The 12,661-nt window shown below is 60.8% G+C and carries 10 protein-coding genes; all 10 read left to right on the top strand.

Annotation, left to right across the window (positions count from 1 at the left end):
- The first annotated feature begins 259 nt into the window (after positions 1–259).
- The 10 genes from ACRCJM_RS01485 (at position 260) to ACRCJM_RS01440 (ending at position 12,529) form a co-directional block, all read left to right on the top strand.
- A complete protein-coding gene (locus ACRCJM_RS01485) occupies positions 260–1,813 on the top strand; it encodes an alanine/glycine:cation symporter family protein (protein WP_431463527.1) in 1,554 nt (517 codons plus the stop codon).
- Between the two features lie 169 nt (positions 1,814–1,982).
- Positions 1,983–3,485 carry an APC family permease gene (locus tag ACRCJM_RS01480; RefSeq protein WP_431463526.1) on the top strand — a complete coding sequence of 501 codons (1,503 nt, stop codon included), beginning with the start codon at positions 1,983–1,985 and terminating at the stop codon, positions 3,483–3,485.
- A gap of 454 nt (positions 3,486–3,939) precedes the next feature.
- Positions 3,940–4,398, top strand: coding sequence for a hypothetical protein (locus ACRCJM_RS01475; protein ID WP_431463525.1), 459 nt, complete (start codon positions 3,940–3,942; stop codon positions 4,396–4,398).
- A 94-nt stretch (positions 4,399–4,492) separates the two neighbouring features.
- A complete protein-coding gene (locus ACRCJM_RS01470) occupies positions 4,493–5,911 on the top strand; it encodes a TIGR01777 family oxidoreductase (RefSeq protein WP_431463524.1) in 1,419 nt (472 codons plus the stop codon).
- Positions 5,912–6,012: 101 nt separating this feature from the next.
- On the top strand, positions 6,013–8,463 hold the full coding sequence (locus ACRCJM_RS01465) for a 5'-nucleotidase C-terminal domain-containing protein (protein WP_431463523.1): 2,451 nt from the start codon (positions 6,013–6,015) through the stop codon (positions 8,461–8,463).
- 155 nt (positions 8,464–8,618) lie between these two features.
- Positions 8,619–8,954, top strand: coding sequence for a PLD nuclease N-terminal domain-containing protein (locus tag ACRCJM_RS01460; protein ID WP_431463522.1), 336 nt, complete (start codon positions 8,619–8,621; stop codon positions 8,952–8,954).
- A 66-nt stretch (positions 8,955–9,020) separates the two neighbouring features.
- The gene (locus ACRCJM_RS01455) at positions 9,021–10,085 is read left to right on the top strand and encodes an NAD(P)-dependent alcohol dehydrogenase (protein ID WP_431463521.1); all 1,065 of its coding nucleotides are present in this window, start codon (positions 9,021–9,023) and stop codon (positions 10,083–10,085) included.
- A 204-nt stretch (positions 10,086–10,289) separates the two neighbouring features.
- On the top strand, positions 10,290–10,343 hold the full coding sequence (locus ACRCJM_RS01450) for a chloramphenicol resistance leader peptide (RefSeq protein ID WP_011113070.1): 54 nt from the start codon (positions 10,290–10,292) through the stop codon (positions 10,341–10,343).
- Between the two features lie 21 nt (positions 10,344–10,364).
- Positions 10,365–11,540, top strand: coding sequence for a chloramphenicol efflux MFS transporter Cmx (cmx, locus tag ACRCJM_RS01445; protein ID WP_431463520.1), 1,176 nt, complete (start codon positions 10,365–10,367; stop codon positions 11,538–11,540).
- Complete coding sequence (locus tag ACRCJM_RS01440; protein ID WP_011113072.1) at positions 11,540–12,529, top strand: IS481-like element IS5564 family transposase; 990 nt, start codon at positions 11,540–11,542, stop codon at positions 12,527–12,529. The genes cmx and ACRCJM_RS01440 overlap by 1 nt, the downstream gene beginning before the upstream one ends.
- The last annotated feature ends 132 nt before the right edge of the window (positions 12,530–12,661 follow it).

Raw genomic sequence — 12,661 nt, 5'->3', positions numbered from 1 at the left:
CCACCAACCAGCTGGGTTTTTCCGAGTCAGATGGTACCTATCCGTTTAAAGCGGTGCACGAAACGGCAACATCACACCGTACCTGTTTTGCACAAACGCAAGCGAGCTGTGAGAATTACCCCTAGTGTTCACCGAACTTAGCGCCGGTGATTCTCCGCCCTTGCTGCCCACCGTGCCGCAGCTAAGGCGCCCCACCAAGGTGCAACCGCGCCCACCCATACCCCGGACCGGTCCGCCCTTATAACGATTTGGAGCACGCATGGATACTCTGCTCAAGGCAGTGAACTGGATCAACGAATCCACCGCTGGAGCAACCGAGATAATCACTGGCATCTCAGATGCACTCTGGGCCTACTTTCTTCTTTTTGTCCTGGTAGCAACAGGCCTGGGCATCACCATTGCAACGCGAGGTGTGCAGTTCCGCCTGATCGGTGAAATGTTCCGCACCCTCAAGGACCCGGCAGGCACCGAGTACAACGGCAAGAAGAGCATCTCAGCCTTCCGTGCCTTTACAGTTTCGGCAGCCTCCCGCGTGGGTGTGGGCAACATCGTCGGCGTTGCTATGGCTATCATCCTGGGTGGCCCCGGTGCCGTTTTCTGGATGTGGGTTATTGCCTCCATTGGTGCAGCCTCCGCCTTCGCAGAATCCCTGCTGGGCCAGCTCTACAAGCGCCCTGGTAAGGACTCTTACATCGGCGGCCCGGCCTACTACATGGAACGCGGCCTGGGCGCCCGCTGGTTGGGCCTCATCTTTGTCGCCTTCATCGTCATCACCTACGCCTTCGTCTTTGTAGCCGTGCAGACCAACTCCATCGTGGGCGCAGCAGCTGGCTCCTTTGGTGTTGATGTCAGCGGTACCAACGGTATGGGATTCCGCGTCACCCTCGGTATTGTCATCGCTGTCATTGCGGGCTTCATTATCTTCGGCGGCATCCGTACCATCTCCTCGGTCACCGAGGTGCTGGTTCCCTTCATGGCCGTGCTCTACCTGATTCTGGGTCTGATTATCGTCGTCATGAACCTGGGTGCCGTCCCCGGCATCCTGGCAGATATCTTCGCAGGTGCTTTCGGCCTGAAGGAATTCGTCACCGGCACCGGCGTCGGCATGATTATCATTCACGGCATGCGCCGCGGCCTGCTCTCCAACGAGGCCGGTATGGGTACCGCCCCCAACGCCGGTGCCACCGCGTCTGTCTCCCACCCCGCCAAGCAGGGCTTCGTGCAGGCTCTGGGCGTCTACTTCGACACCATGCTGGTCTGCTCCGTCACCGCCTTCATCGTGCTGGTAGCCGGCAACATCCCCTACGGCAACAAAGACATGTCGAGCACCCTCACCCAGACCGCTCTCTCAACCCACCTGGGCCCCTGGGCGGTTCACTTCCTGACCGTAGCGATTACCCTCTTTGCCTTCTCATCCATCATCGGTAACTACTACTACGGCGAGTCCAACATCCGCTTCGTCACAGAGAAGCACCTGCCCATGAACATCTTCCGCGTCATTGTGATTCTGTTCGTGTTCTTCGGCGCTATCGCTTCACTGGATTTGCTGTGGACTTTAGCCGATGTACTCAACGGCGGCATGGTCATCGTCAACCTGACCGCGGTATGCCTGCTCATGCCCCAGGTCATGAAGGTACTGCGCAACTACGAGGCTCAGCGCAAGGCCGGCCTGGAACCGGTCTTCCAGGCCTCAGACCTGCCCGAGATCAAGAACCTGGACGCCTGGGACGGCAGCGACGAGCTCACCCAGCGCGAGTACTGGCAGGCCTACGACCGCGAGCAGGCTGAAAAGCGCATAGCCCGCGGCAAGTAGTTCACCCTTCGGGTACCTACTTCGTTAGGACGCCGCCGCCCGCCACCCTGCCCCGCAGCAGGGATGGTGCGCGGCGGCGTCCTGGTTTTAAACCCCTATACTGAAAGCTGTTCAACCGCCACCGGGGCGGGCTTCTTACGCCCACCGCAGAGGATGATCTTTAGCGACAATGACCAACGACTTCCGCCACAAAGGCCTCGCCGCAGGGCGCCTGGGGCTAGCTTCTTCAACCGTCATCGGGGTAGCGTCAACCGCCCCCATGTACTCACTGGCTGCCTCTATCGGCTTCATCGTGATAGCCGTGGGCTATCAAGCCCCGATAGCCCTGATTTTGGGCTTTATCCCTATGCTCCTGACGGCGCTCTCTTATAAGGAGCTGAACGAGGCGGTGCCGGATTCGGGCACGGTCTTCACCTGGGGCGCTAAGGCTTTTGGCCCGAAGACCGGCTGGATTTCTGGCTGGGGCGTTATCGAGGCGGGCGTGATTGCTATGGCTAATCAGACCCAGATTGCGGCGATCTATTTTTGGCTGCTGCTGGGGCAGGACGACCTGGCCCACAACAAGCACGTCATTGTGGCAACCGGTGTTCTGGTGATTGCCCTGACCACCTGGATTTCCTACCGCAATATTGAGGCCGGTTCACTGACCCAGTGGCTGCTGGTGGGCATTCAATACGTGGCGATTGTTTTGCTGGCCCTGGGCGTCTTTAATTCCCTGGCATCGGGTGCAGTGACGGGCTTTGAGTTTGAGTCCAGCTGGTTTAACCCCTTTGAGGCTAGCTTTGACGGCATGATTCAGGCCGTGCTGATTGCTATCTTCATCTACTGGGGCTGGGATACCTGCCTGGCTATCGCCGAAGAGACCAAAGACCCCCACCGCACTCCCGGCCGCGCGGCCGTCCTGTCCAGCTCTATTCTGGTGGTCACCTACGTTTTCGTGACCGTGGTAGCCCTGATGTACGCGGGCGCTGGGTCGGGCGGCATTGGCCTGGCTAACCCCGATAATTCGGACGACGTCTTCACCCCCTTTAAGGACGCCGCCCTGGGCTCCTGGGGTTGGATCATCATTTTGGCGGTAGCTGTATCTGCCCTGGCAACCTGCCAGACCACGATTCTGCCTTCGTCCCGCGGCATTTTCGCTATGGCGATTTATAAGTCGATCCCGGCTAAGTTCGGCGATGTGCACCCCAAGTTCAAGACCCCTAAGACCTCTACCGTTTATATGGGTGTGTGCTCGGCTCTTTTCTACGCGGGCATGACCTACATCAGCGAGAACATGCTGGCCGATACCATCGAGGCTGCCAGCGTAGCTGTGGCCCTGTACTACGCGGTGACGTCCTTCGCCTGCATCAAGTACTACCGGGGCGATATTTTCACTAGTGCCCGCAACGTGGTGTTCCGCCTGGTTATTCCGGCAACCGGTGGTCTGATGATGACCGCTATTCTCGTCATTTCGCTCTACAACATGGCTGACCCTGAGTACGGCTACACCCAGATGCTGGGCACCAGTGGCGTCTTTGTGACGGCGGTAGCCTCCTTTGTGATCGGCTTTGGGCTGATGGCCCTGTTGATGGGCCGCGACGAGTTCAAGCCCTTCTTCCGCGGCGATACCCTGAACATGGATACCCGGGTGAAAGTGCCTGAGTCTGCTGACCTTGACGAGGTGAAATAGGGCGCTTGTGCCACCATGCCCTCTTTATCACCGGTCAAGCGTGTGACAGGGAGGGCAACACGCCATGAAGGTCTAGAAATTTTTTACAGATAGATAAAATTTGCACTATTGAGGGGTGGTTTTGTTTCACCTTGCCAGACCCAAAACAGGGGGCAAGGCCCCTCACCTGCCTGGTTTTTATCCCCTTTTATGCCTACAGAATCTCAGGTTTTGCAGAGGTTGAGGTGTCATACTTGGTGTAGTAGGTCTGGAAGAGTTTGGGCTGACAGACCTGCGATTCAGAGTATGAGTGTGTTTCAAATTTATCGTCTCTGATAGCTGCCCGCAGGGGTGTGGGCAGTGCATCGAAGTGGAGGCGAGCCCCTGGGAAGGGCTCGTCTCCACTTCTCTTTAACCCCATTCTTTGACTCCGAGTACAGTAGATACGAAACATCCGCCCCAGCAAGGAGTATCAATGGCCGTCGATCCGCAGCACACCCAGATCAAAGAGACCGCTTTTGCGTTGGCCCGTAAGTTTGGGTGGGCACTGGAGTACAACGGTGGGTTGGAGCTCGACGGTGAGTTCCTTGATGATGCCGATCTGTCGGTGGAGCGCTCCGAGGACGGCGTGCAGGTGGAGTATGTGCTCAATATCAGCTATGCCGATTCGACCGCCTACGGGTACACCCTCACACGCGAGGCGGCGAGCGCCCCGGCGTCCGCCTTTGGGGTGGGCGCTTTTGGTCAGGACGCGGGCGGCCAGGCACCTGCACCCAGCAGCTTTGGTGCGGGGGCGGGTTTTGGCCTGGGGTCTTTTGCTACAGAGGGTCTACCGGGTGAGAATGCGGTGACGTTGGCTGAGAAGTATTACATCACCACTTTGGCTGAGCTGATTGAGGCGGTGGAGGAGAAGCTGACCACTCTGGCTCTCTAAAAAAGGTTTTTACGCCTTGCGCGTGCCTTCTGCTGTGCCCCAACACCCAAAAGGTAAGGTTACTTAAAATTCCTTTAATCTCAGGAAGGTTGCCATGGCTGACTTTACCTACACCGCCGCTTACCCCTACGACGAAGACACCGTGCGCACCTGGTTTGTGCGCCCCGGCGCCCTGACTCGGGCAACCCCTCACTGGGCTGGCTCCGTCATCGAAGAGGGCAAACCGAACGAGCCTGGAAGTACCGCTCGCACCAGGGTGGCACTGCCGCTGACCTCGGGTCTGCTGACCCTCCCCTGGGCGGCCCGCCATACCCGGACGTCCGCCGATTCCTTCACTGACGAAATGGTCCGCGGCCCCTTTTCTTCCTGGGAGCACACCCACGATTTCCTGTCGACGCCGGGCGATACGGTGGTGCGCGATAGCATTACCTTCACAGCGCTTCCCACGCCGCCCGCACCCGCGGAAAAAGTAGGAGCTGCGGCTGAACAGCTTGCCCGGGCAGCGGCTCAAAAGCAGCTAGAGAAAGTCTTTGCCGCCCGCGAGCGCCGAATCGGTGCCGATCTTGATTTTCAGCAGCGCTATGAAAGTGAGCCCCAGACGGTCGTGGTGGCTGGGGCGTCCGGCATGGTGGGGCGCCAGGTGGTTGCCCTGCTGACCGGGGGCGGGCATAGGGTGCGCACGCTGGTGCGCCGCGCACCCGAGGCTGAGCACGAGTTCCGTTGGGATCCGTCTGCTGGCGAGGTTGATACCGCCGCTTTTGAGGGTGCGGACGCCGTGATTCACCTGGGCGGGGCCAGCATCAACCAGCGGTTTACCGAGGAGAATAAGCAGAAGATTCTTGATTCCCGTGTTGAGTCCACAACCCTGCTGGCAACAACTCTGGCTGAGCTTGTGCAGCAGAAGGGTGCGGACGCTGCCCCGCAGGTTTTCGTCTGCGCTTCGGCGGTGGGGATTTACGGTACTGACCGGGGTGATGAGGCGCTCACTGAAGAAGATAGTGCCGGGCGTGGCTTCTTGGCGGAGGTGTGCCAGGCATGGGAGGCTGCCTGTGAGCCTGCCCGTGAGGCTGGACTTCGAGTAGTTAACGTGCGCACCGGCCTGGTGCAGTCTGCCCTGGGTGGCATGTTGCGCCTGCAGCTGCCGGCTTTTTTGAGCGGGACCGGGGGTTGGATTGGTTCGGGTGAGCAGGTGCAGAGCTGGATCAGCCTGGACGACATTGCCGGTATCTATGTGCATGCGGTGCTGACCGAGAAGCTGGAGGGGCCGGTGAACGCGGTGGCTCCCACGCCGGTAACGGCGAAGGCCCTGGCAAAGACGGTGGGTAGGGTGCTGCGCCGCCCCGTCCTCCTGCCCATCCCAGCTGCTGCACCCGCTCTGCTTCTGGGGAAAGAAGGAGTTCAGGAGCTGGCGCTAGCAAGCCAGCGCGCCAGCGCAGATAAGCTACTGGCCAGCGGTTACGTTTTCTTTGAGCCAGAACTTGAGCAGGCCCTGGCCCATGAGCTCGCCCGCTAGTTTTCTAATTCACCGAAACGTCATCTAAAACAGCGGCGGGGCGGTACGAAGCGGGCTATTCTGTTGAATGACACACATCATTCACCGAGCGAAAGATTAGCATGTCTTCTTCTCTCTCCCGCCGTCTTGCTGGCCTGGCCGCAAGTGGCGCAACCGTTGTTGCCCTGGTTGTTGCCCCCGTTCCGGGTGCAGGTGCAGCCGATACCACCACCCTGACCCTGCTGAACATTAACGACTTCCACGGTCGTATTTCCACCAGCATCGCTATGGGCCTGGCCAACACCATCCAGACCGAGCGCGCGGCTGCCACCGATGGCTCCCTGCTGCTGTCTGCTGGCGATAACGTGGGCGCCTCACTCTACGTTTCCAGCGTTCAGAAGGACCAGCCCACCCTGGACTACCTGAACGCCCTGGGTCTTTCTGCCAGCGCCGTGGGCAACCACGAGTTCGATGCCGGTATGGACGACCTGGTTAACCGCATCATCCCCGCGTCCTCTTTCACCTACCTGGGCGCCAACGTCCTCAAGGCTGATGGCACCCCCGCCCTGGAGCCCTACTACACCACCGAGGTTAACGGCACCACCGTGGCCGTCATTGGTGCTGTCACCACCGAGACCCCGCAGCTGACTGACCCCTCAGCGCTGGCGTCCGTACAGTTCACAGACCCCATCGAGGCTGTGAACAAGTACGCCGCCCAGCTCTCTGACGGCGATGCAAGCAACGGCGAAGCCGACGTGATTATCGCTGAGTACCACGAGGGTGTAGATACCTCAGCTCCCGAAGCTGACGCGATTATCAACCAGACCAGCGCCGCCGTGGACGCTATTTTCACCGGCCACACCCACGCCGAATACGTCATTGATGGCGCAGTTCCCGGCCAGGCAGGCAAGACCCGCCCCGTTATTCAGACCGGCAACTACGGCGATAACCTGGGCAAGGTTGTGCTGACTCTGGATGCCGAGAAGAACGTCACCGCCTACTCCTCTGAGCTGGTCAAGCGTCTGGATGCACCCACCTCTGAGCAGATTGCTGCTGACCCCGTGCTGGCTAACGTAAACACTATCGTCACAGAGGCTAACGCCTACGCCACCGAGCAGGGCTCTGTGGTAGCTGGCCAGGTCAGTGCCCCTATCACCACCGGTTTTGACTCCGCCAAGGACACCCAGGGTGGCTTTGACATGCGCAACTACGAGTCCACCATGGGTCACCTGGTAGCGGATATGTACCTGGCTGCCGCTAACTCCACCGGCCGCACCCCCGCCGATATCGGCATCGTCAACCCCGGCGGTCTGCGCGATGAGCTGCCCGGCGGCCTGCGCACCTCACTGGGCCTGGCCGTGAACAAGAATGTGCGCGTCATGGACATCGTCAACGTGACCCCCTTCGCCAACAACCTCTGGACCACCGAGCTCACCGGCGCCCAGCTCAAGACCGTGCTTGAAGAGCAGTGGCAGCAGAACTCGGCAGGCGAGATGGCAACCCGCCCCTACCTGCAGCTGGGCTTCTCATCCAACGTCACCTACACCTACACCGGCTCCCCCGACGCTGAGGGCTACGCAAGCCGCGGCTCCAATGTGCTCGATGTGTACGTCAACGGCAAGAAGGTTGAGGACGCAGACACCTACACCGTCGCTATCCCCAGCTTCCTGCTGGGCGGCGGCGACAACTTCAGCACCCTCTCCCAGGGCGTTAACGCCAAGGACACCGCCCTGGTAGATTCGGACGCCTTCGTTGAATACTTCAAGAATGCTGGCACCGTTGACCCCAACTTCGCCAAGCAGGCTGTGCGCGTTGCTGATCTGGCTGAGAGCTACGATGTCAACGGCACCCTGGCCTTCTCCCTGTCTGACCTGAACGTCCGTAGCTACGGCGTACCCGCCCTGACCGAGCTGAAGGTGACCGTGGGTGGCATTGAGGTTGGCACCGTTGCTGTTGCTGAGGACGGCACCGCGGCAGTTTCCCTTGACCTGGCAGGTAAGGGCATCACCAACGGCACCCACGAGGTTGTTCTGACTGATGCGACCGGCGTTGCTGGCACCACCGTCCGCCTCTCAGCCAACTTCACCGGTGCGGTTGCCGAACCCACCCCTGCCCCCTCTGAGGAACCTACTCCCGCTCCTTCTGAAGAGCCGACCGTAGCTCCTAGCGAAGAGCCCACCGTTGCTCCCTCTGCTGAGCCGACCGCTGAGTCCACCGTGGCTCCCAGCTCCGACAGCACCGTCGTAGCGCCCGAGCCTTCAGCTACCGCTTTTGAGTACGAGAACTGCGCCGCTGTGTGGGACGCTTTGGGCCGCCCCATCAAGTCCGACGAGGCTGGCTTCCACAAGGGCCTGGATGCCGATAAGGACGGCGTAGGCTGCGAGCAGGACCCCAACTACACCAACAAGGCTGAGGACGGCAGCGCCATCAAGACCTCTACCTCTTCAGGTAGCAGCTCTTCCGGACGACTGGCCCACACCGGTTTCACCGCAGCCATGGTTGCTGGTGCTGGTGCCCTGGCCCTGTTTGCCGGTGGCGCTGCCCTGGTAGCTAACCGCCGCCGCAAGGCCTAAGAGTTGGCTTTCATAGGCTAGATACCGCGTTTGCGCTAAAAATCTAGTCTGCCCCCGCAAAGGGACCAGATTACTCCGCATTGTATGTGTTGTGTACAAGGACTATCGGAGGAATCTGGTCCCTTCTCTTTCTTCTGCCCACTACCATGGACACTATGCCCCTCGATTACTTTTCCACCCTCGCTCTATCGCCTACACGCACACTTGCCGCGGGCGTCCTCACCGCCGAGCAGACAGGAACCCAGCTCAGCCTCTTCGGCTGGTTCTTCTACCCCCTGCTCTTTCTCGCGATGGGTCTGGCCATCTTCTGCGTGCTCACCGTGCACCGCCAGCCCCACCTGAGTGAGACGCAGAAGCTCAAGTGGCTGCTCTTCACCCTCTTTATCCCCATCGTGGGCCCCCTCGCCTACTGGCTGCGCATGCGCGCTGACCGGCGTGAGCGCACCGACGGCACAACCGCTCACTCTGAGAGCGAACCGGGCGGGCTGTAGGTAGCGCAGCCTGCAGGCAGGCGTAGAGTGAAAGGTGACAAGAACACTTCACCCAAGGAGACCCCCGTGCCTATCACCGTCAAGGCCCTGCAAAAATTTGGCCCCGACCAGCCCTTCAAGATCACCGAAATCGAGCGCCGCGATCCCCGCGAAGACGATGTGGTCATTAAAATCGAGGCAGCCGGCATCTGCCACTCCGACATTCACACCATCCACAACGAGTGGGGCGAGGCCCACTTCCCCCTGGCTGTAGGCCACGAGATCGCGGGTACTGTTGAGGCTGTTGGCTCTGCCGTCACCAAGTTCAAGGTGGGCGACCGCGTGGGCGTTGGCTGCCTGGTCAACTCCTGCGGCGAATGCGAGCAGTGCGTCGCCGGCTTTGAGAACAACTGCCTGAACGGGGCGGTGGGCACCTACAATTCCAAGGACGTAGACGGCACCATCACCCAGGGTGGCTACGCCCAGAAGGTCACCGTCAATGAGCGCTTCGTTCTGCGTATTCCCGACGCCCTGGACTTCGACGTGGCAGCACCCCTGCTCTGCGCCGGCATCACCACCTACTCACCCCTGGCCCGCTGGGGCGTTAAGCCCGGCATGAAGGTTGCCATCTTGGGCCTGGGCGGGCTGGGGCACATGGGCGTGCAGATTGCTGCCGCTATGGGCGCTGAGGTCACCGTGCTCTCCCGCAGCCTGAAGAAGGCGGACGCCGCAGCCAAGCTGGGTGCCGCCCGCACCCTGGCAACCACCGACGAAAACTTCTTCACCGACCACCGCGGTGAGTTCGACCTGATTCTCAACACCATCTCAGCCCCCATCAACCTGGACGCCTACCTGGGTCTGCTCAAGCCCCGCGGCATTCTCTCGGTTGTTGGCCTACCCCCGGAATCTCTGGACGTTCGCATGTTCAGCCTGGTCGGCGGCGGCAAGGTGCTGACCGGTAACAACATCGGCGGTATTCCCGAAACCCAGGAGATGCTGGACTTCTGCGCCGAGCACGGTATCGGCGCAGTGATTGAGAAGATCGGCGTGGACGAGGTCGATGCCGCCTACGAGCGCGTTGTCGCCGGCGACGTCCAGTTCCGCGTGGTGATCGATACCGCAACTTTCGACAGCGCTGAGGTCAGCGCCTAGCTGTGATGTCCAGGGACGTTGTTCTGGCCCCCGCCCGTAATGACACCGTGCCGATTCAAGAAGTATCTGTCCAGACCGCTTGCCATTGAAGGCATGTTAGAATTTGGGGCATGTCGAGTCCCGAATCAGACAGGTCAGGGGTTGTCGGTCACACCGCCAGCCCCTTGAACCACTAGTTACGACGCCCACGATCTGTGTGGGCGTATGTCTGGCGTACCCGGGGCGCTGGCCGTGGTGACAAGAAGAACCATTTCTTGATCTCACACCTCGGAGTACTCGATGCCTTTTGCCCTTTACATGCTTGCCCTGGCGGTCTTCGTCATGGGCACTTCAGAATTCATGCTCGCGGGATTGCTCCCCGCGATCGCGACCGAACTTGACGTCTCGGTCGGCACTGCGGGCCTGCTGACCTCCGCATTCGCAGTCGGTATGGTCGTCGGCGCGCCAGTGATGGCGGCATTCGCTCGCCGTTGGCCACCGCGGCTCACATTGATCGTTTGCCTTCTCGTGTTCGCGGGAAGCCACGTCATCGGAGCGATGACACCAGTGTTCTCTCTCCTGCTCATCACCCGGGTGCTCAGCGCTCTCGCAAACGCAGGATTCCTCGCCGTAGCACTGAGCACGGCCACTACCCTCGTGCCAGCGAACCAGAAGGGGCGTGCACTGTCGATCCTGCTCTCCGGCACGACGATCGCAACCGTCGTGGGCGTCCCCGCCGGGGCACTGCTCGGCACAGCGCTGGGCTGGCGAACGACGTTCTGGGCGATCGCCATCCTCTGTATTCCCGCGGCCGTTGGAGTCATTCGTGGCGTCACGAACAATGTTGGTCGGAGCGAGACTAGCGCGACCTCACCAAGGCTCCGTGTCGAGCTCAGCCAGTTGGCGACGCCGCGGCTCATCCTGGCCATGGCACTCGGAGCGCTGAACAACGGAGGGACCTTTGCGGCATTCACCTTCCTGGCACCCATCGTGACCGAGACCGCGGGCTTGGCCGAAGCGTGGGTGTCCGTCGCGCTGGTGATGTTCGGCATCGGATCGTTCCTTGGCGTCACGATCGCAGGACGACTATCAGATCAACGACCTGGCCTCGTGCTCGCAGTCGGCGGACCGCTATTGCTGACAGGCTGGATCGTGTTGGCAGTGGTCGCATCTCATCCCGTTGCGCTTATCGTCCTCGTCCTCGTTCAGGGATTCCTGTCGTTCGGCGTCGGCAGTACTCTGATCACGCGTGTGCTGTATGCAGCATCGGGTGCGCCAACGATGGGCGGTTCGTACGCAACCGCAGCATTGAATATCGGAGCTGCAGCGGGGCCCGTGCTTGGTGCGCTCGGGCTCGCGACCGGGCTGGGGCTGCTCGCGCCGGTTTGGGTCGCTTCGGTGCTGACAGCGATCGCTCTCGTCATCATGCTTCTCACCAGACGCGCGCTTACGAAGACCGCGGCGGAGGCCAATTGATGACCCATCCGAACGCTCTTCTCACTCCTCGTGCCCGTCTCCGGTTAGCTCGGCTGATTGTCGAAGACGGCTATCCGGCCACGATCGCCGCAAAGATGTTCATGGTCTCCCCGATCACTGCCCGGAAATGGGCAGGCCGCTACCGGGAAGAGGGTGAGTTTGGGATGCAGGATCGCTCCAGCAAGCCGCACCGGATCCCAGGCAGGACGCCCGAGCATGTCAAGAAGAAGATCATCAACCTGCGCTGGCGGCTTCGACTGGGGCCAGCCCAGATCGCTGCGCGACTTGGTCTCTCGACGTCGACTGTTCACGCGGTCCTCGTCCGTTGCCGCGTGAACCGCCTCTCGCATATCGATCGTGTCACTGGCGAGCCATTGCGGCGATATGAGCATCCTCATCCGGGATCGTTGATTCATGTCGATGTCACGAAGTTCGGCAACATCCCCGACGGCGGTGGACATCGTTACGTAGGTCGGCAGCAAGGCGCACGGAACAAGCTCGCGACTCCGGGATTACCACGAGGAAAAGATCACAAGCCGCGCACCGGGACGGCGTTCGTTCACACAGTCATCGATGACCACTCCCGCGTCGCATACGCAGAAATCTGGTCGGATGAGCAGGCGAGCACAGCGGTGGGAGTTCTCGAACGCGCCGTGGCCTGGTTCGCCGAACGAGGCGTGACCGTCGAGCGAGTCCTATCCGACAACGGGTCGGCATACAGATCCCACGCATGGAGGGACTTCTGCGCTCGGCTCGGCATCCGACACAAGCGGACACGCCCCTACCGGCCGCAGACGAACGGGAAGATCGAGCGATTCCACCGCACGCTCGGGGACGGCTGGGCCTATGCCAGGTTTTACGGTTCAGAGGCCGAACGACGCCTGGCGCTGCCCGGCTGGCTCCACTTCTACAACCACCACCGACACCACTCTGCGATTGGCGGCGTACCCTTCGACCGACTCAACAACGTCCCTGGACATCACACCTAGCCGACCGCCGGCGTCCTCATCTTGAGGTAACTAGGGCCCCGCCCACCAAAGTGTGCGCGGGGTCTTAGCGCGCCCGGGGCCGCCGGGCAGTATTCTTAGGAACAACACAAACCTATTTGTTCCCCGAGGAGA

Source organism: Rothia sp. L_38 (genome assembly GCF_050689125.1).
Classification (GTDB): domain Bacteria; phylum Actinomycetota; class Actinomycetes; order Actinomycetales; family Micrococcaceae; genus Rothia.
The sequence above is the reverse complement of the archived record's forward strand: the minus strand, read 5'-3'. Positions and strand labels throughout refer to the sequence as shown.

Bases quoted from the DNA above. Each gene is read 5' to 3' on its own strand.
- ACRCJM_RS01485 (WP_431463527.1), top strand. From the start codon at position 260: ATGGATACTCTGCTCAAGGCAGTGAACTGGATCAACGAATCCACCGCT.
- ACRCJM_RS01480 (WP_431463526.1), top strand. From the start codon at position 1,983: ATGACCAACGACTTCCGCCACAAAGGCCTCGCCGCAGGGCGCCTGGGG.
- ACRCJM_RS01475 (WP_431463525.1), top strand. From the start codon at position 3,940: ATGGCCGTCGATCCGCAGCACACCCAGATCAAAGAGACCGCTTTTGCG.
- ACRCJM_RS01470 (WP_431463524.1), top strand. From the start codon at position 4,493: ATGGCTGACTTTACCTACACCGCCGCTTACCCCTACGACGAAGACACC.
- ACRCJM_RS01465 (WP_431463523.1), top strand. From the start codon at position 6,013: ATGTCTTCTTCTCTCTCCCGCCGTCTTGCTGGCCTGGCCGCAAGTGGC.
- ACRCJM_RS01460 (WP_431463522.1), top strand. From the start codon at position 8,619: ATGCCCCTCGATTACTTTTCCACCCTCGCTCTATCGCCTACACGCACA.
- cmx (WP_431463520.1), top strand. From the start codon at position 10,365: ATGCCTTTTGCCCTTTACATGCTTGCCCTGGCGGTCTTCGTCATGGGC.
- ACRCJM_RS01440 (WP_011113072.1), top strand. From the start codon at position 11,540: ATGACCCATCCGAACGCTCTTCTCACTCCTCGTGCCCGTCTCCGGTTA.